Source organism: Thalassovita taeanensis, assembly GCF_900110775.1.
Classification (GTDB): domain Bacteria; phylum Pseudomonadota; class Alphaproteobacteria; order Rhodobacterales; family Rhodobacteraceae; genus Litorimicrobium; species Litorimicrobium taeanense.
Genome location: NZ_FOEP01000002.1, coordinates 136,447 through 156,625 on the forward strand (window position 1 = coordinate 136,447; position 20,179 = coordinate 156,625).

Annotated in this window: 18 protein-coding genes; 7 read left to right on the top strand and 11 right to left on the bottom strand. The window is 62.7% G+C overall.

What is annotated here, in order from left to right; all coding sequences use genetic code 11:
• Positions 1-67: 67 nt before the first annotated feature.
• From BSF79_RS03090 to BSF79_RS03115, 6 genes are read right to left on the bottom strand one after another with little or no spacing between them, the layout of a single operon-like run.
• Complete coding sequence (locus tag BSF79_RS03090) at positions 68-1,240, bottom strand: ABC transporter substrate-binding protein (RefSeq protein WP_090268196.1); 1,173 nt, start codon at positions 1,238-1,240, stop codon at positions 68-70.
• A gap of 60 nt (positions 1,241-1,300) precedes the next feature.
• Positions 1,301-3,154, bottom strand: a complete 1,854-nt coding sequence (locus BSF79_RS03095) for an AMP-dependent synthetase/ligase (RefSeq protein ID WP_175545244.1) — start codon at positions 3,152-3,154, stop codon at positions 1,301-1,303.
• A gap of 2 nt (positions 3,155-3,156) precedes the next feature.
• Complete coding sequence (locus tag BSF79_RS03100; RefSeq protein ID WP_090268201.1) at positions 3,157-3,921, bottom strand: ABC transporter ATP-binding protein; 765 nt, start codon at positions 3,919-3,921, stop codon at positions 3,157-3,159.
• Positions 3,918-4,688, bottom strand: coding sequence for an ABC transporter ATP-binding protein (locus BSF79_RS03105; RefSeq protein WP_090268204.1), 771 nt, complete (start codon positions 4,686-4,688; stop codon positions 3,918-3,920). The genes BSF79_RS03100 and BSF79_RS03105 overlap by 4 nt, the downstream gene beginning before the upstream one ends.
• Positions 4,685-5,782, bottom strand: a complete 1,098-nt coding sequence (locus BSF79_RS03110) for a branched-chain amino acid ABC transporter permease (RefSeq protein WP_090268206.1) — start codon at positions 5,780-5,782, stop codon at positions 4,685-4,687. Before BSF79_RS03110 ends, BSF79_RS03105 begins: the two co-directional genes overlap by 4 nt.
• Before the next feature lie 3 nt (positions 5,783-5,785).
• Positions 5,786-6,661, bottom strand: coding sequence for a branched-chain amino acid ABC transporter permease (locus BSF79_RS03115; protein ID WP_090268209.1), 876 nt, complete (start codon positions 6,659-6,661; stop codon positions 5,786-5,788).
• 194 nt (positions 6,662-6,855) lie between these two features.
• Here BSF79_RS03115 and BSF79_RS03120 point away from each other — a divergent pair, with 194 nt between their 5' ends.
• The 6 genes from BSF79_RS03120 to BSF79_RS03145 are packed head-to-tail and all read left to right on the top strand — an operon-like array spanning position 6,856 to position 13,827.
• Complete coding sequence (locus tag BSF79_RS03120) at positions 6,856-7,521, top strand: TetR/AcrR family transcriptional regulator (RefSeq protein ID WP_245776302.1); 666 nt, start codon at positions 6,856-6,858, stop codon at positions 7,519-7,521.
• Positions 7,522-7,543: 22 nt separating this feature from the next.
• Entirely contained in the window at positions 7,544-8,752 is a 1,209-nt protein-coding gene (locus BSF79_RS03125) for an acetyl-CoA C-acetyltransferase (RefSeq protein WP_090268211.1), read from the top strand.
• 14 nt (positions 8,753-8,766) lie between these two features.
• On the top strand, positions 8,767-10,914 hold the full coding sequence (locus BSF79_RS03130; protein WP_090268213.1) for a 3-hydroxyacyl-CoA dehydrogenase NAD-binding domain-containing protein: 2,148 nt from the start codon (positions 8,767-8,769) through the stop codon (positions 10,912-10,914).
• Positions 10,911-12,038, top strand: coding sequence for a CaiB/BaiF CoA transferase family protein (locus BSF79_RS03135; RefSeq protein WP_090268215.1), 1,128 nt, complete (start codon positions 10,911-10,913; stop codon positions 12,036-12,038). The genes BSF79_RS03130 and BSF79_RS03135 overlap by 4 nt, the downstream gene beginning before the upstream one ends.
• 16 nt (positions 12,039-12,054) lie before the next feature.
• Positions 12,055-12,825 carry an enoyl-CoA hydratase/isomerase family protein gene (locus BSF79_RS03140; RefSeq protein WP_090268217.1) on the top strand — a complete coding sequence of 257 codons (771 nt, stop codon included), beginning with the start codon at positions 12,055-12,057 and terminating at the stop codon, positions 12,823-12,825.
• Between the two features lie 15 nt (positions 12,826-12,840).
• A complete protein-coding gene (locus BSF79_RS03145; RefSeq protein ID WP_090268219.1) occupies positions 12,841-13,827 on the top strand; it encodes an NAD(P)H-dependent flavin oxidoreductase in 987 nt (328 codons plus the stop codon).
• 167 nt (positions 13,828-13,994) lie between these two features.
• On the opposite strand, the gene cueR is transcribed toward BSF79_RS03145, so the two are convergent.
• Together cueR and BSF79_RS03155 are read right to left on the bottom strand one after the other, a co-directional pair.
• Positions 13,995-14,390 (bottom strand): Cu(I)-responsive transcriptional regulator, encoded by a 396-nt coding sequence (gene cueR, locus BSF79_RS03150; RefSeq protein WP_090268221.1) that lies wholly within the window; start codon positions 14,388-14,390, stop codon positions 13,995-13,997.
• Between the two features lie 16 nt (positions 14,391-14,406).
• Positions 14,407-16,872, bottom strand: a complete 2,466-nt coding sequence (locus BSF79_RS03155; protein WP_090268223.1) for a heavy metal translocating P-type ATPase — start codon at positions 16,870-16,872, stop codon at positions 14,407-14,409.
• Positions 16,873-17,017: 145 nt separating this feature from the next.
• Here BSF79_RS03155 and BSF79_RS03160 point away from each other — a divergent pair, with 145 nt between their 5' ends.
• Positions 17,018-17,215, top strand: a complete 198-nt coding sequence (locus tag BSF79_RS03160) for a heavy-metal-associated domain-containing protein (RefSeq protein ID WP_090268225.1) — start codon at positions 17,018-17,020, stop codon at positions 17,213-17,215.
• A gap of 60 nt (positions 17,216-17,275) precedes the next feature.
• Here BSF79_RS03160 and BSF79_RS03165 read toward each other — a convergent pair whose 3' ends face one another.
• The 3 genes from BSF79_RS03165 to BSF79_RS03175 are packed head-to-tail and all read right to left on the bottom strand — an operon-like array spanning position 17,276 to position 20,152.
• Positions 17,276-17,857 (bottom strand): amino acid synthesis family protein, encoded by a 582-nt coding sequence (locus BSF79_RS03165; RefSeq protein ID WP_090268227.1) that lies wholly within the window; start codon positions 17,855-17,857, stop codon positions 17,276-17,278.
• On the bottom strand, positions 17,850-18,701 hold the full coding sequence (locus BSF79_RS03170; protein WP_090268229.1) for a UPF0280 family protein: 852 nt from the start codon (positions 18,699-18,701) through the stop codon (positions 17,850-17,852). The genes BSF79_RS03165 and BSF79_RS03170 overlap by 8 nt, the downstream gene beginning before the upstream one ends.
• Positions 18,698-20,152, bottom strand: coding sequence for a 6-hydroxynicotinate reductase (locus BSF79_RS03175; RefSeq protein ID WP_090268698.1), 1,455 nt, complete (start codon positions 20,150-20,152; stop codon positions 18,698-18,700). Before BSF79_RS03175 ends, BSF79_RS03170 begins: the two co-directional genes overlap by 4 nt.
• Positions 20,153-20,179 lie beyond the last annotated feature (27 nt).

Here is a 20,179-nt window from a genome sequence, read left to right on the forward strand (position 1 = left end):
TGACTGACAGGGGTGAATAAGGGGAAAGTATCCGTGGGGCGGCAAAACCGCCCCACAGCGTCACGCATCACTTGAGCGTTGTAACCAGCTTCCACGAGCCATTTTCGATGGTCGAGACATAGATCTCGGTCGCGGCGACGTGTTGATCAGGGGTGATCTTCACGTTGTTGCCCGCGATGTGATCGTGGAAATCAAGGGTTTCCATCGCCTGAGTGAAGCTTTCACGGCTCAGATCAGGTCCGGCTGCCTCAAGCGCCCGCACCAGGATTTCGGCGCCAGAGCGCCCAAGCAAAGCGCCGGTGCCCGGAAACTTCTCGCCGGTGGCGTCGATATAGGATTTCACCCAAGTCGCCACGATTGGGTCGTCCATACGCGCCTCAAGATCCTGCCAGCTTGCGGCAGCATACAGCCCCGTGGTCACGCCCTGCTGTGCCATACCTTTGGCGACAACCGTGTGGAACCCGGCGCTTGAGACGAGGAACTTCATGTCGCCCATGCCCAGCTTGTTGGCGGTGGCGATCACGTTGATCATCTGGCTGATGCCCAGCGCCAGACCAACCGTATCACAGCCACCATCGCGGATCTTGCCCAGCGCCCCGGCGAAATCGGTCTCGTCCGGCTTGTGCTTGGTTTCAACCGTATAGCTTGCGCCCGCATCCGCCGCGCCATCGCGCACACCTTCCTGAATCTCCACACCGAAATCGGTCGGCAGGAACATCAGGCAGAAGTTCTTCGATCCCAGATCGTCCGCCATGTATTTTGAGGCCGCACGCACCGCATCGTAATAGGCCACGGTGCCCGCGAATTTCCACGGGGCGGGCGGGTCAACCATCTGCCGCGCCGCCGTCAGCGGGTTGACGTTGGGAATGCCCTTCGGCCCCATCAGCTTGAACATCGCCAGGTTATGCGGCGTGCCCAGGTTCAGCAGCATCGCAAACACCTGATCGCGGTTGATCAGCTTGTTGGCCGCCTGCACCGCGCGCGGCACCTGATATCCGTGGTCCTCGACGATATAGGTCAGCTTGCGACCGTGAATGCCGCCCGCGGCGTTGATCTCGTCGAAATACAGCTGCACGGCCTTGACCGCAGGCACTGAGAAGGGCGCGAAGATGCCCGACAGGTCATGCGCGCCGCCGATCTTGATTTCGGTATCCGACACGCCGGTCGAATCCGCCATCACAGGGGCAGACAGCCCCAATGACAGCGCCGCCGCGGCGGCAATTGCCTTGAAAGTCTTCATAGTTGTTCCTCCCATTTGTTATCGGTCTTACGTCTTGTCCGTCCCCTCCTCCGGGCCGGATCAATACATGCTTTCGATCAAGCCAGCGTGACGCTGGTTCACGAAATTCCGCTTGAGCTTCATCGTCGGCGTCAGCTCGTCATCCTCAGCCGTCAGAAGAATGTCGATCAGGCGGAAATTCTTGATCTGCTCGACCTGCGCAAAAGCCTTGTTGGTTTCGGCGACAACGCCGCCGATCAGATCAACGACCTCCTTGGCGCGGGTCAATGACGCAAAGTCCGCATAGGGAATTTGCCGGTCCTGCGCGAATCTTTCAACATTTTCCTGATCAATCATGATCAGACAGGTCAGATATTTGCGCCGGTCCCCGATCACCACCGCATCCGAGATATAGGGCGAGAATTTCAACCGGCTTTCGATCTCGGCCGGAGTGATGTTCTTGCCGCCTGCGGTGATGATGATGTCCTTCAGGCGCCCGGTGATCGTCAGACAGCCCTGATTGTCGACCCGGCCCACGTCGCCGGTCTTCAGCCATCCATCGTCGGTCAGGGTCTCGGCGGTCTTTTCGGGCTTGTTCCAGTATCCTGCGAACACCGCCGGGCCACCCACCTGAATCTCGCCATCCGGCGCGATCCGCACCTGTGTCCCCGGAAGCGCGGGGCCAACCGTGCCGATGTGGTTGTTGCCGATCATGTTGATCGTCGCCACCCCCGAGGTTTCGGTCATCCCGTAACCTTCAAGCAAATGCACCCCAATCGCCTCGAACCACCGCAGCAGTTCGGGAGAGATCGGCGCAGCGCCCGTGGTGCAGCGGCGCGTGCGCGCCAACCCCACCAGATTGCGCAGGTTGCGCAGCACAAGCAGATCCGCCAGCGCCAGATTCAACCGCGCGCCAAGGCCGGGGGTCCGGCCCTCTTCCTTGGCTGTGGCCACCTTGGCCCCGGCGTTCACCGCCCAGTCCAGAAACGCCTTTCCGATCCACCCGGCTTCGCTGCGCATGATGGTCACACGCGAGTAAATCTTCTCCCAGATCCGCGGCACGCCGGTAAAGCTGTTGGGCGACACTTCACGCAGGTTGTCGAACACCGTTTCCGGGCTTTCGGCAAAGTTCACCTTGCACCCGGCCAGGATCGGAAACTCGACCGAGATCAGCCGTTCCAGAACATGACACAGCGGCAAAAAGCACAGCAGTTCGTCCGTCGGATAGAATTCCAGCGTCTGCTCGCCCGCGAACATCTGATACATCACGTTGCGGTGGCTGATGATCGCGCCCTTGGGCGGCCCCGTCGTGCCCGAGGTATAGATCAGCATGCGCGGATCACCCGGTTGCACCGCCTCCAGCGTCTGTTCGAACGCTTTGGGATTGGCCTGCGCCTGCTGCGCGCCAAGCTCCAGCAATTCATCCAGAAACATCACCTGCGGGTCGTCAAACCCGGCCAGCCCGTCCCGATCAAAGACGATGACCTTCTTCAGCCCCGGCATCTGATCCCGGACCTCAAGGAACTTGTCCAGCTGCTCGTCGTCTTCAAGAAACAGGAACGGAGCGCCGGAATCGTTCACCAGATAGGCCAGCTGAACCGCGCTGTCGGTGGTATAGACCCCTGACGGGATCCCCCCCACCGCCGCCACGCCCAGATCGCAATACAGCCACTCGCGCCGGTCTTCCGACAGGATCTGCACCGGCTGGCCTTTTTGCAGCCCAAGTGACAGCAGGCCCAGCCCGATCTGCTTGGCACCGTTGTAATAATCGGCCCAGCTGTACGCCTGCCAGATTCCCAGTTCTTTTTCCCGGTGAGCGGTCTTGCCGTCCAGTTCACGACAGCGTTTTGCCCACAGTTTTACCACTGTATCGCAGCCATCCATCGCAATCGGCGCATCCGCCGGGATGATCATGTCTTGAGTCGCGTTTACCATGCTCATCTCCACGTCTTCCGCCGTTTCCAGCGTTTTTGCCCGCGCTGGGTGTCGCCTTGCTTGCCCAGATAGAACTCCTGAATATCTTCGGAATTGCGCAGCTCTTCGCAGGTGCCAGCCATCACGATCCGGCCCATTTCCAGAACATATCCCTTGTGCGCCGTGTGCAGCGCCACGTTGGCGTTCTGCTCGACCAGAAGCATGGTCACGCCCTGCTCGGCATTCAGCCGCTTGATGATGCCGAAAATCTCCTGCGTCAGCAGCGGCGACAGACCCAGTGACGGCTCGTCCAGCAGCATCAGCTTGGGCCGCGCCATCAGGCCACGCCCGATCGCCAGCATCTGCTGCTGCCCGCCGGACAGATAACCCGCCGATTGCGTGCGCCGCTCTTTCAGGATCGGGAAATAGCTGTAGACCAGCTCCATATCCTCGCGGATATCGGCCCCGCGCCGGGTAAAGGCCCCCATGCGCAGATTTTCCTCGATCGTCAGATAGGGAAACACCTCGCGCCCCTCGGGCACCAGCGCCAGTCCCTGCGCCACGATCTTGTCGGGCGCCTGACTGTCGATCCGCACGCCGTTGAACTCGATCTGGCCCTTTTCGGGGTCCATCAAGCCCGCGATGGTCTTCATCAACGTGGTCTTGCCTGCGCCGTTGGCGCCCAGAATGGTGACGATCTCGCCCTCTTCCACGCTCAGCGACACGCCGCGCAGCGCCATGATCGCGCCGTAAAACGTCTCGACGTTGCGCACATCCAGAACCGTCATGTGTATACCTCCGTGCCCAGATAGGCCGCCATGACCCGCGGGTCCGACTGCACCTCTGCCGGGCTGCCCTGCGCCAGCGGCTGACCGTTGGCCACCGCCAGAACCCGGTCACTGACCTGGGTCACAAGGCTCATGTCATGCTCGACCATCAGAACCGTCAGCCCCATGTCGCGGCGCATGTCCTCGATCCAGTAAGCCACTTCCTGACTTTCCTCGACCGACAGGCCCGAAGCCGGTTCGTCCAGCAATATCAGCTTCGGCCCCACCGCCAGCGCCCGGCCGATTTCCACGACCTTGCGCACGCCATACGGCAACCCGGCAATCAGCTTGTCGCGATACGCCTCAAGTTCCAGAAACTCGATCACATCCTCGACCTTGCGACGATGCGCCCGCTCGGCCCGCCGCACCGCGGGCACGAACAACATGTCCTGAACCCAGTTGGTGCTGCGATGCGTGTGCCGCCCCATCAGCAGGTTATCCAGCACGGTCGAATGATCGAACAGCTCGATATTCTGGAACGTGCGCGCCAACCCCAGCGGCGCAATCTCATGCGCCTGAAGCGGGGTGATGTCGCGGCCATCGAACATGATCTTGCCGCGCGTCGGCTTATACAGGCGTGAGATCAGGTTGAAGATGGTGGATTTCCCCGCCCCGTTCGGCCCGATGATGCTGAACACCTCGCCAGCCTCCACCGCGAACGACACGCCATCCACCGCCTTCACACCTCCGAAATGGATCGCCAGATCCTCGACTTCCAACAGGCTCATCGTTGCCGCTCCGTTTTCAGATAGGATTTCTGGCGACGGAACATATCGCGCCGCGCCAGCGGAAACAGCTGAAACCACACGCGGGTCTTCAGCCAACGGCCCCACAGCCCGGCCGGTTCATAGATGATGAACCCGATCAGAATGGCCGAGAAGATCAGCGTATCCAGCCCGGGCAGCACCGACAGATCGATCCCGGTCAGATCGTTCACCGTGCCGCGCAGAATGGCGATCAGCTGCGGCACCGCCGTGATCAGGATCGCGCCCATGAACGCCCCCTGAATAAAGCCAAGCCCGCCAATCGTCACCACCAGCAACAGGTTGATCGAGATGAAGACCGAGAACAGCTCGTAATTGAAATACGCGATGTAGTGGCCCAGAAGCGACCCCGCCAACCCCGTCATCCCGCACGACAGACCAAAGGCCAGCGCGCGGGTGCGGGTGATGTTGATGCCCAGCGCACGCGCCGACACCTCGCTGTCGCGCACCGCCAGAAAACTGCGCCCGGTCGGGCTGCGCAGCAGGTTGGCATAGAGCCAGGTTACCGCCACAACCACCGCCAGACACAGCCAGTAGAAGTTGTTCAGATTGGTATAGCGGTCAAAGTTGACGCCGAAAATCTCGATTGACGGCGCCATCAGCCCCCCCACACCGCCGGTAATCGGCTCCAGCAGGATCACCATTTCTTCCACGATCACAAACAGCGCCAGCGTGGCAATCGCCAGATAGATGCCCGACATCCGCACCGCCGGGATAGCCACCAGCGCCCCGAAAAGCCCCGTCGCCAGCCCCGCCAACGGAAAGCTGATGATCCACGGCACGCCGATGTTCATCAGTGCCACATCCGTATAGGCCCCGATCGCCAGAAACGCCGCGTGGCCAAGGCTGGCCTGACCGGTATGCCCGACCAGAACCATCAGCCCCATCCCCGCCAGCGACCAGATCAGCGTGTTCGCCGCTTCTGCCAGGTAATACTCGCCCACCAGAAACGGCAGCGCCGCCATTACCACAACCAGCAGGGCGATGCGTCCGCGCGCCCAGCCGTCTTCGTGCAGGTCGATGTCGTTGTCATAACTTGTTTTGAAGATCACTTTCATCCGTCAGACCTTTTTCGCATAGATTTGGGCGAACAGGCCGTTCGGTCGGGTGACCAGCACGGCAAGCATGATGATGTAAGGCGACATCTGGCTGATCCCGCCCGGCAGGTATCGCGCCGCTACCGGCTCGACCACCCCGATCAGGATCCCGCCCAGCAACGCACCCGGCAGGCTGCCAAAGCCGCCAATAACCGCCGCCGCAAAGGCCTTGATGCCCAGCAAGCCGATGTTGGGGTCAATCGCGCCCTTCGAGGCGTAAAGCACCCCCGCGATGGTCGAAACCACCCCCGACAGCCCCCAGATCAACGAGTTGATCCGGTGCACAGGCACCCCGACGATATAGGCCGCCATCTGGTTCTGCGACGCGGCCTGCGCCGCCAACCCGATCCGGGTAAAGCCGAAGAACACCCACAGCAACAGCGTCAGAAGCGCGGTCACGATGATGGTCACCATGTCCTCGTATCCGATGATGATCCCGGCGATCTCCATGTGTTGCCCCGCAAAGGGCGTCTCAAGCACAAGCGGTGAAAAGCCCCAGATCGTTCCGGCTGCGAACCGCAGAACAAAGCCCAGCGCGATGGTCAGGATCACCAGCGCAAACTGCGGCTGCCCGATGATCTGCCGCACCACCAGACGGTCGATACCATATCCGACCCCGCCCATGATGGCCGCGGCCAGAATGACCCCCGGAACGAACGCCAGCGCGCCGTAATCCGAATTGACAAGCCCAAGCGCCACAAAGGCGCCCAGCATCATCATGTCACCCTGCGCGAAGTTCACGCCCTCAGTCGCCTTGTAAATCAGGACGAATCCCAATGCCACAAGCCCATAGATGCAGCCTGACGCCACACCCCCGATTACCAGCTGAATCAATTCCATATTATATGCTTCCCCGCGCTGAGCCAATTTGCGGCTTCATGCGTGGCGAAAGCTCGCGTGTAAGCGCCCGGAAAAACCGGGGGCGGCCCTCTAAAGACCGTCTGCTTGACACATCCATGCTGTCTCCTCCCTGACCGTATGAACGCTATTGACTTCAGATAAACACACGTGTTCAATTTCTGTCAACAGTGATCATGGACCACCTGATGAAAACCGTAAAATCCCGCATTTTGCATGCCGCAATGCGCCTGTTCGCCGAGAAGGGATCGATGCAGATCTCGATCAGCGATCTGGCGAAAGAAGCGGGGCTGTCGCGTGGAACCATCTATAATAACGTCGAAAATACCGACGAGCTGTTCAGCATGGCTTGCGATGCCGTCTATGTCGAAATGCGCGAATCTGTCCGGGCCAGCTCTGATGGAATGCATGACCCTGCCGCGCGGCTGTCGGTCATCATCAATCAGGTCATCCGCCGCGTTCACGAGGAAACCGACTGGGGACGATTCGTCGCACTCTTCGCCATGAGCGACCCGCGACTGGGCCGGTTCTGGGGCCGTGACCCGGCGGTCTACCTGCTTCAGGGGCTGGAGACCGGTCGCTTCGAATTCGAACGCGAGCAGATCCATTCGATCACCGGCATGGCCGGGGGCGCGGTTTTTGGCGCGATGTCGCTGGTCCTGAATGGCGTGTGCACTTGGCGTCAGTCGGGTTCTGACACTGCCGAACTGATTTTACGCGCCGTTGGCGTTGACCGGGCCGAGGCGCGCAGCCTTGCCACAATTCATTATGCCCCCCTACCCCGCGTGGATTTTTCCTCGGTGGGTCAGGCGGGCGCAATTCGGGACAAGATCCCAAGCTAAAACCTTCTGGAGGAGGACCCCAATGACCGAAGCTGCCTTTATCTATGATGCAATCCGAACCCCGCGTTCCAAGGGCAAGACCGATGGCACCCTGAACGAGGTGAAACCCATTAACCTAGTCACCACCCTGCTGACCGAAATGCAGCAGCGCCACGATCTGGACACCAGCCGCATCGACGACGTGATGCTGGGCTGCGTCGCCCCGGTGATGGAACAGGGCTCGGTCCTGCCCAAGGTCGCCCTGCAAAAGGCGGGTTGGCACCAAAGCGTTGCGGGCGCGCAAGTGAACCGCTTCTGCGCTTCTGGTTTGGATACATTCAACACCGCCGCCGCCAAGATCGCCTCGGGGTGGGAGGATATGGTCTGCGCCGGCGGCTATGAAAGCATGAGCCGCGTGCCGATGGGCGCCGACGGTGGCCCGTTTGCCGAAGACCCCGAAACCTCGATCGCGACCGGTTTCGTGCCGCAGGGCATCGGCGCTGACCTGATCGCCACCATCGAAGGCTGGAGCCGCGATGACGTCGACGCCTTCGCCATGGAATCGCAGAAGCGCGCGGCCCATGCCCGCGATTCCGGCTGGTTCGACCGCTCGGTCGTGGCAGTGCGCGACGAAAACGGTGTTGTGATCCTCGAGCGTGACGATTTCATCAAACCCGGCACCGACATGCAGAAACTGGCCGCCCTCAAGCCCAGCTTCACCATGCCCGGCGCGATGGGCTTTGATGCGGTGGCACTGGCGAAATACCCCAATGTCGAGCGTATCAACCACGTCCACACCCCCGGCAACAGCTCTGGCATCGTCGATGGCGCCTCGCTGATCCTGCTGGGCAACGAAAAAACCGGCAAAGAGCTTGGCCTCACGCCGCGTGGCCGCGTCGTATCCGTCGCGCTGACCTCGACCGATCCGACCATCATGCTGACCGGCCCCGGCCCGGCGTCGCTCAAGGCGCTGGCCAAGGCGGGCCTGACCATCGACGACATCGACCTTGTCGAAATCAACGAGGCCTTCGCCTCGGTCGCCCTGCGCCTGCAACGCGACCTTGATGTGCCCGACGAGAAGCTCAACGTCGTCGGCGGCGCCATCGCCATGGGTCACCCGCTGGGGGCCACCGGCGGCATGCTGGTCAGCACCATGCTGGACGAATTGGAGCGGCGCAATCTGAAACGCGCCCTTATGTGCATGTGCGTCGGTGGCGGCATGGGCATCGCCAGCATCATTGAACGCGTCTGAGGGGAGACAGACAAATGACCGATTTTATTTATGAAAAAGACGCCGACGGCATCGTGACCATCACCCTCGATATGCAGGGCCAGTCCGCCAACACCATGAACGACCGCTACGTGCCCGGCATGAACGACGCGATCGCCAAATTGCGCGCCGAAGACGGGCTGACCGGCGTGATCTTCGCCTCGGCCAAGAAAACCTTCTTTGCGGGCGGCGATCTGGGGCTGATCCTGGCGATCGAAAAATCCGACGCCGAAACCATGCGCTATATCGAAGGGAACAAGTTCCCGTTCCGCGATCTTGAAAAGCTGCCGGTTCCGGTCGTTGCCGCGATCAACGGCGCGGCCCTTGGCGGCGGATACGAGCTGTGCCTTGCCTGCAACCACCGCATTGTGGTCGATGACCCCAAGGCCATCGTCGGCCTGCCCGAGGTGACGCTGGGCCTGCTGCCCGGTGCCGGTGGCGTGGTCCGCCTGACCGCCCTGCTGGGTCTGGAAAAGGCGCTGCCCTACCTGACCGAAGGCAAACCGGCCAAGCCGCAAGTCGCGCTTGCCGCTGGCATGGTTGATGAAGTCGTCGCCACCCGCGACGACCTGATCCCCGCCGCCAAGGCATGGATCAAGGCCAACCCCGACCAACACGCGCAGCCTTGGGATCAAAAAGGCTTCCGCTATCCGGGGGGTGATGCGCTCAGCCCCAAGGTCCGCCAGATCGCGGTCGCCTCTCCGGCGATCCTGTATCAGAAAACCCGTGGCCTGATGCCTGCGCCTGCGAAAATCCTCGACATTGCCGTCAACTCGATGCGCATGGGCTTTGACGCCGCACTGCGCAACGAAAGCCGGGGCATCTGCGCGCTGGTCACCACGCCCGAGTGCAAGGCCGCCATCACCACCTTCTTCTTTGGCATGCAGGCGATCAAAGGCGGCAAGGTCCGCCCCGAAGGCCCGCATTGGAAAGCCACGAAAGCCGCCGTTCTGGGCGCGGGCATGATGGGCAGCGGCATCGCGTGGGCACATGCCAACGCCGCCCTGCCGACCGTGCTGAAAGACATGGAAATGGACAAGGCCGAAAAGGGCAAATCCTATACCGCCACGCTGGCCGACAAGGCGATCAAACGCGGCCGCATGACGGACGACAAGAAAACCGCCCTGCTGTCGCAGATCACACCGGCAACGGATGATACCGCGTTTGAAGGCGCCGACATCATCATCGAAGCCGTGTTCGAAGACATCGCGCTGAAGGAAAAGGTCATTCCCGAAAGCTTCAAAATGCTGGCGCCGGACGGGATTTACGGCTCCAACACCTCGACCCTGCCGATCTCGATTCTGGCAAAAGCCTGCCCCGACCCGACCCGCTTCATCGGGCTGCATTTCTTCAGCCCCGTCGACAAGATGAAGGTGGTGGAGATCATCCTTGGCGAACAGACCTCCGAGGAGACCCTGCGCAAAGCGTATGATTACGTGCAGCAGATCGGCTATATGCCCATCGTGGTGAATGACAGCCGTGGCTTCTTCACCAGCCGCGTGTTCGGCACCTTCATGGACGAAGGTCTGGCGCTGATGATCGACGGCATGTCACCCGTCGCGATCGAGCGCGCCGCATGGTTGGCCGGTATGCCAGTCGGCCCGCTGGCGGTGCACGACGAGGTCTCGATGGTTCTGACCCAGAAGGTGCGCAAGACCCACAAGGATCTTGATGCGCGGCTGGGCACCGATGCGGGCTTTGGCGCGCATAACACCGCCTCGGCCACCGTTTCCGACGCGATGATCGAACAGGGGCGCGGCGGGCGTCACTATGGCGGCGGCTTCTATGACTATACTGCGGATGGTTCGAAATCGCTGTGGTCCGGTCTGGCGCAGTTCGCCAAGGGCAACGCCGAAATCCCGATGCAGGACGCGATTGATCGCCTGCTGTATCGCCAAGCCATCGAAACCCTGCGCTGCCTGAACGAAGGCGTGTTGCGGACCGAGGTCGAAGCCAACCTTGGTGGCATCTTCGCCATCGGCTTTCCGGCCCACACCGGGGGGGCGATCCAGTTCATCCGTGGCATCGGCGTCGATACATTCGCCGCGCGCGCGGCGGAACTGGCCGACAAATACGGCGAGCGTTTTACCCTTGCCCCGTCGGCCTATGACATCCTGCGCACAAGCACGGCGAAAGCAGCGTGAGCGGGCCCCTTTCCGGCCTGAAAGTGGTCGAGATGGCAGGCCTTGGCCCTGCCCCGCTTGCGGGGCAGTTCCTTGCCGATCTTGGCGCCGAGGTCACGCTGATCACCCGCAAATCCGGCCCCGCCGATCCCACGGATGTCAACAACCGTGGCAAACGCTCGGTGGCGCTGAACCTCAAACACCCCGACGGGATCGCGGCCGCCATGCGGCTGCTCGAACACGCCGATATCCTGATCGAAGGCTTCCGCCCCGGCGTGATGGAACGGATGGGCCTCGGCCCCTCCGACTGCCACGCCCGCAATCCGGCCCTGATCTATGGTCGCATGACCGGCTGGGGCCAAACCGGCCCGATGTCGCAAATGGCGGGGCATGATATCAACTATCTGGGCCTGACCGGCGTGCTGAACGCCATCGGCAAACGCGACATGCCGCCGATCCCTCCGCTGAATCTGGGCGCGGATTATGGCGGCGGCACGATGTTCCTGCTGCTGGGCCTGCTGTCCGCGCTCTATGAACGCCAGACCTCGGGCAAGGGTCAGGTGATCGACGCCGCCATGGTCGATGGCGCGCCTGCCCTTCTGGCGATGATCCACGCAATGATCGCGCGCGGCAGCTGGAGCGAAACCCGCGAGAGCAACATGCTTGACGGCGGTGCCCCCTACTATCGCAGCTATGAATGCGCCGATGGCAAATATGTTTCGGTCGGGCCGCTGGAACCGCAATTCTTCGCCCAGCTGGTGCAGATCGCGGGGCTGCCCGACGACCACAAGACCAACCAGACCGACGCGACCACCTGGCCCGACCGCCATGTTCTGTACGAGCAGGTGTTCAAACAGAAAACCCGCGACGAATGGACCGCGCTGTTCGACGGAACCGACGCCTGCGTCGCCCCCGTTCTGAGCTGGAGCGAAGCGCCCGAACATCCGCATATGAAAGCGCGCGGCATCTATACCCAGGTGGACGGCGTGACCCAGATCACCCCCGCCCCCCGGTTCGACCGCACGCCCACCGCCGCACCGGGCCGACCACCCGCCCCCGGCACCGATACCGACAGCGCATTGGCGCAACTCGGCTATAGCCCCGAAACGCTGGCCCGCCTGCGCGCCGCCGGTGTTCTGACGTGACGAAGGAGAAAGCCGCATGACCGACGTGCTCAAGATCGAAAAGACAGGGGCGATCGCAACCATCACCCTGAACCGCCCCGAAGCCTTCAACGCCTTCGACGCGGCACTGCGCACCGCGCTGAAAAACGCCGTGGCCGACATCAACGAAGACGACGCTGTGCGCGTCGTGATCCTCAAGGGCGAAGGCCGCGGCTTTTGCGCCGGCGCCGACCTTAAAGGCGGGCTGGGCGGGTCCATCGAACACCTGCTCGAATCCGAATTCCGCCCCTCGCTGATCGGGATCGCCCATTCCCCGAAGATCTGGATCGCTCAGGTGCATGGCTCTGCCGCTGGTATCGGCGCGGCCTATGCCATGTGCTGCGACATGGTCGTGATGGCCGATACTGCCTCGCTCTATATGGCGTTCGCGTCGATCGCGCTGATCCCCGATGGCGGCAACACCTGGTTGCTGCTCAAGGCGATGGGATATCACCGCGCACTTCAAACCATCCTCGAGGGCAAGAAGATCACGGCGCAGCAATGCCTTGATCACGGCCTGATCAATCAGATCGCCTCCGACGATCAGCTCGAGGCCGAAACTCAGGCCCTTGCCGCCCGGATCGCAAACACCGCCCCGCTGGCCGCCGCTGCCGCCAAACGCCTGCTGCGCAAGGTCGGCGAGGGCAGTTTCGGCGATGCCTTCAGCGCCGAGGCACAGGAACAGGGCAAACTGGTCAAAAGCGCCGACTTCCGCGAAGGTGTGTCCGCCTTCATCGAAAAACGCAAACCGGTCTTTACCGGCGCATAACCCAAGGAGCGCCACATGGCCCTGCCCCCCATTCTGCAAAACCTGAAACTTCCGCTGATCGGAAGCCCGCTTTTCATCATCTCCAACCCCGATCTGGTCATCGCCCAGTGCAAGGCCGGGATCGTTGGCTCTTTCCCCGCGCTGAACGCGCGCGAAAATGACGGCGACCCGATCCTGCTGGATCAATGGCTGACCCGCATCACCGAAGAGCTGGACCGCTACAATCAGGCCAACCCCGACAGCCCCGCCGCGCCCTATGCGGTGAACCAGATCGTGCACCGCTCCAACGCGCGGCTGGAACGCGATATCGAGATTTGCGTGAAACACAAAGTGCCGGTCTGGATCACCTCGCTGGGCGCGCGGGCCGAGGTCAACGAGGCCGCACATTCCTGCGGCGGCATCACCCTGCACGATGTGATCAACGACCGCTTCGCCCATAAGGCAATCGAAAAAGGCGCCGACGGGCTGATCGCCGTATCGGCCGGGGCGGGCGGCCACGCGGGTGCGCTGTCACCACTGGCGCTGGTGCAGGAAATCCGCGCGTGGTTCGAGGGGCCTGTGTTCCTGTCCGGCTCGATTGCCACCGGCGACAGCCTGCTGGCGGCGCAGGCAATGGGCGCGGATGGCGGCTATATGGGCTCGGCCTTTATCGCCACCACCGAAGCGAACGCGGCAGAGGCGTACAAGCAGATGATCGTCGACAGCGGCGCCTCTGACATCGTCTATTCCGACCTGTTCACCGGGGTGTGGGGCAATTACCTGAAACCTTCCGTTGCGGCGGCAGGCATGGACCCGGACAATCTGGAACGCTCGGACCCGTCGAAGATGGATTTCGGCTCGGGCAGCTCCAAGCCGAAAAGCTGGAAAGAAATCTGGGGCTCGGGTCAGGGCATTGGTGCCGTGAAAGAAGTGGTGCCCGCCGCCGACCTGATCGCCCGCATCACCCGCGAATATCATGCGGCGTTCGACCGTTTGTCCGGTCAGGTCAGCCACTACCGCTGAGGGGACATTGATCCGCCCGTGCGCACCTGCCGCGGGCGGATCACATTTTGCGGGCCGGGCTTTTGAGTATTTTGGTCAGAAAGAAACAGCAGGGCAGCCCTGTGGCTTGGATCAGCGCGCGGTATGCATCGGGTGTGCATGGTATGTGCATGTAATGTGAGCGGCGATCACGACGCCGAAGGGGCTGCCAGATCGGCCAGGATCGGACAGTCGGGCCGGTCATCCCCGGCGCAGGCCGACACCAGCGTCGCCAGCGTTTCACGCATCTGGTTCAGCTCCTTGAGCTTGCTGTCGATCCGCTCAAGGTGCTGCCGTGCCACCTGTTTCACATCCGCGCTGGCGCGGCCACGATCCTCGTAAAGCGCCAGCAGGGTGCGGCAATCCTCGATCGAGAACCCCAAGTGCCGCGCCCGCCCCAGAAAGGCCAGCTTGTGCAGATCGCGGTCGCGGAACCGGCGGTAGCCGTTGTCGCCGCGCTGAGGCTGGATCAGGCCGATATCCTCGTAGTAGCGGATGGTTTTTGCAGGCAGGCCCGACAGCCGGGAGACATCGCCGATATTCATGTTTTTTCCTTTATTATCAATCTGTCATCGAACGCAAAACCGGGCGGATGAACCGCAGTCGCAATGCGTTTGACAGCACGAATACGCTGGACAGCGCCATCGCCCCTGCCGCCAGCATCGGCGACAGTTGCAGCCCGAAAGCCGGGTATAGCGAGCCTGCCGCGACCGGGATCAGCGCCGCATTATAGCCGAACGCCCAGAACAGGTTTTGCCGGATATTGCGCATGGTGCGGGCCGAGATGTCAAAGGCATTGACCACGCCGCGCAGGTCGCCGGTCATCAGCACCACATCCGCGCTTTCAATCGCCACGTCGGTGCCGGTGCCCACGGCGATCCCCACATCCGCATGGGCCAGCGCCGGGGCATCATTGATGCCGTCGCCGACAAACGCCAGCTTTGCGCCATCCTTGCGCAGCTCTTCCAGCGCTTCGACCTTGCCCTGTGGCAGCACCTCGGCGACCACATGGTCGATCCCCAGTTCGGTCGCGATCGCCTCGGCCGCCGCACGGTTGTCGCCAGTGATCATTGCCACCTGCAGGCCCATCCGGTGCAGGGCATCGATTGCGGGTTTGGTCGTGGGCTTGATCGGGTCCGAGACAGCAATCGCTGCGGCAATTTTGCCGTCTATGGCCGCGAAAAGCGGCGTTTTTCCGGCGCGGCCCATGTCTTTGGCTGCCTGCTCCAACTGGCCCAGATCCACCTTGCGGCGCAGCATCAGACGATCAGCGCCAACCATGATCCGCGCGCCCTCAACCGTGCCCATGACGCCGTATCCGGTGACCGAGCCAAAGCCCGTCACCTCGGGCAGGACCAGCCCCTCGGCCTTGGCCGCGGCCACGATAGCGCCTGCGATGGGATGTTCGGAAAAGCTCTCGACGGCCGCGACACGGCGCAGAACCTCTGCCTGGTCAAAGCCATCGGCGATCACCAGATCGGTCAGCGCCGGTTTGCCTTCGGTCAGGGTGCCGGTCTTGTCCACGGCGACCACACTGACCCCCTGCAACGCCTGCAGCGCATCCCCCTTGCGGAACAACACGCCCATTTCTGCGGCGCGCCCGGTGCCAACCATGATCGAGGTCGGCGTGGCCAACCCCATCGCGCAGGGGCAGGCGATGATCAAGACCGCCACGCCCGCAACCAGCGCATGGGTCAGCGCCGGGGATGGGCCAAATGCCAGCCAAATCAGCACGGTAAGTGCCGCCAGCGCCATCACGACCGGCACAAACCACAGCGTGATGCGGTCCACCACGCCCTGTATCGGCAGCTTGGCGCCCTGTGCGTCTTCGACCATGCGGATGATCTGGGCCAGCATCGTGTCGTCCCCCACCCGCGTCGCCCTGACCCGCAAGGCGCCGGTTCCGTTCACCGTGCCGCCCACCACCTCGGCGCCGGGGGCTTTGGCCACGGGGACGGGCTCGCCGGTGATCATGCTTTCGTCGACATAGGCCTTGCCTTCGATCACCTCGCCGTCCACGGCAATACGCTCGCCGGGGCGCACGCGGATCACATCGCCCAACACGATCTGCTCCAGCGCCACCTCTTCGGCCGTACCGTTCCGTTCCACCATCGCGCTTTTGGCCTGAAGGCCCACAAGTTTGCGGATCGCCTCGCCGGTGCGGCCTTTGGCCCGCGCCTCAAGGTATCGGCCCAGCAAGATCAGAACCACGATCACGGCTGCGGATTCATAGTAAACCACCCGCGTATCGCCCGGCAAAACAGTGGGCAAAAAGGTCGCGACCACGGAAAAGCCATAGGCCGCCGCCGTACCGACAGCCACCAGCGCATTCATGTCCGGCGCCCCGCGCAGCAATGCCGGGAACCCCTTCAGGTAGAATTGCCGCCCCGGCCCGACCAACACCAGCGTGGTCAGAACAAACTGAATAAACCAGCTGTTTTGACTACCGATTGTGGCTGCGATCCAATGGTGAACTGGCGCATAGATATGCCCGCCCATTTCCATCACGAACACCGGCAGGGCCAATGCGGCGGCCAGCAGCAACCGGCGCTTCAGCGCTGCGGCCTCGGCCTCTTTGCGATCGGCCACCGGCACCGCGCTGCTGCCGCGCGCCGTCGCGGCATATCCCGCCCCGGCCACCGCGCGCAGCAAGGCCGCTGTGTCCACCTGCCCTTCGAGGTAATCGACTTGCGCGCTTTCGCTGGCCAAATTGACCCGCGCGGCCGTCACCCCCGGCACAGCGCCCAACGCCTGTTCAACACGTCCGACGCAAGAGGCGCAGGTCATGCCTTCGATATCCAAGGCAGCCGTCTGTGACCGCGCGGGATAACCCGACGCTTTCAGAGCAGCGACCAGCCCCGCCGCATCTGCGGGGGCCTGAAACCTGATCTGCGCCGTTTCGTTGGCCAGGTTTACATGGGCTTCGGTCACACCGGGCACGGCATTCAGCGCCTGTTCGACACGGCCCACGCAGGACGCGCAAGTCATGCCTTCGACCGAGAGCTTCAGCTTGTGTTGCGGGATCATGGCGGGTCTCCAACTGTGTGTTCCCACCGCAGATAGTGCTTCCCGTTACTGGAAGGTCAAGGGGTCACAAAAATGAATTCAATCGCTCTTGACCTTCCCGCGCTGGAAGCCTCCATTTGGGAATAATCCAAGGAGAGTAACCGCCATGACCAAATTCAGCGTCCCCAAAATGAGCTGCGGACATTGCACCGCTTCGATCGAAAAAGCTGTGACGCAAGCGGATCCAACCGCATTGCTGAATTTCGACCTGACAACCCGCGAGGTGGAGATTGATAGCGCCGACGATACATCCGCGCTGCTGTCAGCGATCAAATCCGCCGGGTTCGACGCGACCGCTGTTTAAGCCATTTAAACGCGCCCCCAACGAACGGGCGCTAAGGCCGGGCCGAGGCCCGGCGCTCATTCAGCGCAGCCCGTCCAGCCCTTTGACGTCAGCCACCTCAAGCCCGCCCATCCGGCTGTTGATGCGGGCGCCGCGCGACATCGCCAGCGCGAACAACAGCTCGTCAGCGCGCGGCCCGTCCGGCACGCCCACTTCCATTGCATCGAAATGGCTGCGGACATAGGCGGCATTGATATGCCCCAGCGGAATGTCGATGCGGGTTCCGACCCCGCCAACCTTCATCGACGAGGGCACAATCGCTTTGGCTTCGCCCAGTCTTTCGCGCATGGAATACCCGCCCGGCACATGCCACAGCGCGGTGTGTTCCAACTCTCCGGCTTCGCCGCACAGGCCCGCCTTGCCATAACCATCGATGCCGTCAATGCCGCCCATCGCCTCGATCAGGCGGTCGGTCATCATCAGGCCCAGCGGCTTGAGATCGTCCATCGCCGATTGCAGATCCTCAACATATCGCCCCGCAAAAGGGTTGCGGACCAGTGCCAAAATCGCGGCGCGGCGGCGCGGCGGTGTCTGAACCGGGCCACCATCATGATGGATGTCTTCGATGAAAAGCATCGTTTTGCGCAGGGTAAAATCAGGCATGATATGTCTCCGGTCGATTTGAGAGGGGTATAAACGCCGCGCCCACAATTTGCGAGAACGTATTGAGGCTGAGGCAGGCGCCACCGATCAACCCACGCCGCAGCAGATCCGATGCAAGCCGGGTGCCACGATCAAGGGCGGCGTGGGCTTCGTCGGCGGTCAGCGAACCGACATCAACCGTCACAGGTCGCGCGCCAAGGTCGCTGTCGGGGGCAAGGTCATGCGCGGGCGTGCGGGTGACCGCGGGGTGGTCCGGCAGATCAACTGCATTGGCAATCATCGTGGCCGCCGCATCGGCCAAGGCGGCAGACCGGGCCACAACGCTGACGGCATCGGCAATGCCAAGCGAGTGGCTGCGCCCGCGCCAGCCAGAGGTGGCCAACCCGCACCACGGCGCAGCGGCGTCGATCGTCACGCGCCCCTCTGCCATTGCGGCGGTAACCGATTGCCCGGCGGCCATAAAAAACGCGACATCGCCGCCGTTGTTGACATAGGCCTTGGTCAAGCCGGGTGCCGCCGCGAGGGCCTCCAGCACCTCATCGGCCACGGCCCCTGCAACGGCGGCCATTGGCGTGATGAAGCCGGGGCTAAACGGCACCGTTGCGGCCTGCATCTTGCGGGCGATTGATCCGTCGAATGGATGGGTATCCACCGGGCGGCGCAGGGCTGGAAGTTCTGCCACAAGCTCTTGCAGGACGGTCTGAAATCGCGCCGTGGCCAAGGCCTGCGCTGCTTGCGCACCGTCCCCCTCGGCCCCGACAATCAGGTCGATCGGACCGTGATTCAGGTGCAGCCTGCGCCCATCCGGTAACAGGACCGCCTGTGGACCCATCTGCGCGGTCATCTGCTGCGCGGCACGGCCCGCACCGCATCGCCATACTCGCCGCCGTGTTCAAGCACGTCCCTCAGAGCGCGCACGGCCTCGTCATGGCCCCCCAGCGCCTGATAGTCGGCTCGGGGGACAGTGAATTCGAGCGGTGCCACAATGGCGGGCGTCGGCACATAGCCGAAGCAGCCATCCGGCATTTGCATGACATCCACCATCAGTGTGATCCCCCCACCCGGCCAGACCCAAGCGGGTGCCCCGCCACAGCTCACATGGGTTTTGAACGCCTGCACCGACTGCGTCAGCCGCACCGGGTTTTTGGTCACGCCAGAGCGCAGAGATCCCCCCGCGCCGCCGGTAAACATCACCGTGCACAGCGCCGGTTCACAGTTTTCGGTGATCAGTTCGACCGATGGCCGCAGATGATCAGGGATCGGGTGTTCAACCGGCTTCAGGTCATTATCCAGCGTGAAATATGCCGCATGCTCGCCGGTGGTCGACACCATCAGCAGCGACAAGCCCGGCACCGCGCCCTTTTTCGGGGACCACTCGCCCAGAATGGTCAGCGGGTCATCGATATCAGTGCCGCCCCATCCCAGCCCCGGCTGCGCCACCTGAAAATAGCGCCCCGGAGTCGAGCGTCGCCCCTTGATCTTGATCCCGGTGTCGGGCCAGCCCAGCACCTTGCCGGCCTGATGTTCGCTGACAACACCGGTGATATGATCATCGACGACAACGACCTCGTCCACCAGCCCCTGCCATTGCGAGGCGAACATGCCGATCGTTGCCGACCCGCAGCCGACACGCATCCGGTGCTCTGCTTTGCCGTCCACGATCGGGGGCTTTCCGGCCTGCACGACCACGTGAGCACCATCGTCAATCGCAAGCTCCACCGGCTCTTTGTTGCACAGGCGCATCAAGACATCGCAGGTCACGCGGCCCTCGGCCTTGGATCCGCCGGTCAGGTGATCCACCCCGCCCAGCGACAGCATCTGACTGCCGTATTCCGAGGTGATAACCAGCCCCACCGCCTCGGCCCCGGCGCGCACCACCGCACCTTCGTGACCAAGGTGCCGGTCGGTGTCGATCTTCACCTTGACCCCGCAGTAGGAATAGATCGCTTCGGTCACCACCGTGACAAAATCAACGCCGTCGATCTGGCGGCTGACAATGAACGGCGCGGGCTTGTAATCGGGATAGGTCGTGCCCGCCCCCACCGCCGAAACAAACAGGTCATCATCGCTGACCAGCACCCCATCCCAGTCGGATTTCAGGAAGGGCCTGATCTCGCCCCCGGCGGCGATGCGCCGGTCCAGTACCGTCAGCGGATCGCAGCGGATGATCCGACCACCTTCGTTGGCATAGCGGTCGCAGGCGCCGGTCTTGCCTTCGGCGACATAGCACATCACCGGGCAGGCATCGCAGCGGATCTTGTCCGGCCGGGTCCGGGTCTCGGGCATTTCCCCCATCGAGGTGTCGGCGCGGCTGTCGTGCGA

What these genes read in the sequence shown, in the direction of transcription:
- BSF79_RS03090 (WP_090268196.1), bottom strand. Translation starts at nt 1,240, where the DNA reads ATGAAGACTTTCAAGGCAATTGCCGCCGCGGCGGCGCTGTCATTGGGG.
- BSF79_RS03095 (WP_175545244.1), bottom strand. Translation starts at nt 3,154, where the DNA reads ATGGTAAACGCGACTCAAGACATGATCATCCCGGCGGATGCGCCGATT.
- BSF79_RS03100 (WP_090268201.1), bottom strand. Translation starts at nt 3,921, where the DNA reads ATGACGGTTCTGGATGTGCGCAACGTCGAGACGTTTTACGGCGCGATC.
- BSF79_RS03105 (WP_090268204.1), bottom strand. Translation starts at nt 4,688, where the DNA reads ATGAGCCTGTTGGAAGTCGAGGATCTGGCGATCCATTTCGGAGGTGTG.
- BSF79_RS03110 (WP_090268206.1), bottom strand. Translation starts at nt 5,782, where the DNA reads ATGAAAGTGATCTTCAAAACAAGTTATGACAACGACATCGACCTGCAC.
- BSF79_RS03115 (WP_090268209.1), bottom strand. Translation starts at nt 6,661, where the DNA reads ATGGAATTGATTCAGCTGGTAATCGGGGGTGTGGCGTCAGGCTGCATC.
- BSF79_RS03120 (WP_245776302.1), top strand. Translation starts at nt 6,856, where the DNA reads ATGGACCACCTGATGAAAACCGTAAAATCCCGCATTTTGCATGCCGCA.
- BSF79_RS03125 (WP_090268211.1), top strand. Translation starts at nt 7,544, where the DNA reads ATGACCGAAGCTGCCTTTATCTATGATGCAATCCGAACCCCGCGTTCC.
- BSF79_RS03130 (WP_090268213.1), top strand. Translation starts at nt 8,767, where the DNA reads ATGACCGATTTTATTTATGAAAAAGACGCCGACGGCATCGTGACCATC.
- BSF79_RS03140 (WP_090268217.1), top strand. Translation starts at nt 12,055, where the DNA reads ATGACCGACGTGCTCAAGATCGAAAAGACAGGGGCGATCGCAACCATC.
- BSF79_RS03145 (WP_090268219.1), top strand. Translation starts at nt 12,841, where the DNA reads ATGGCCCTGCCCCCCATTCTGCAAAACCTGAAACTTCCGCTGATCGGA.
- cueR (WP_090268221.1), bottom strand. Translation starts at nt 14,390, where the DNA reads ATGAATATCGGCGATGTCTCCCGGCTGTCGGGCCTGCCTGCAAAAACC.
- BSF79_RS03155 (WP_090268223.1), bottom strand. Translation starts at nt 16,872, where the DNA reads ATGATCCCGCAACACAAGCTGAAGCTCTCGGTCGAAGGCATGACTTGC.
- BSF79_RS03160 (WP_090268225.1), top strand. Translation starts at nt 17,018, where the DNA reads ATGACCAAATTCAGCGTCCCCAAAATGAGCTGCGGACATTGCACCGCT.
- BSF79_RS03165 (WP_090268227.1), bottom strand. Translation starts at nt 17,857, where the DNA reads ATGCCTGATTTTACCCTGCGCAAAACGATGCTTTTCATCGAAGACATC.
- BSF79_RS03170 (WP_090268229.1), bottom strand. Translation starts at nt 18,701, where the DNA reads ATGACCGCGCAGATGGGTCCACAGGCGGTCCTGTTACCGGATGGGCGC.
- BSF79_RS03175 (WP_090268698.1), bottom strand. Translation starts at nt 20,152, where the DNA reads ATGGGGGAAATGCCCGAGACCCGGACCCGGCCGGACAAGATCCGCTGC.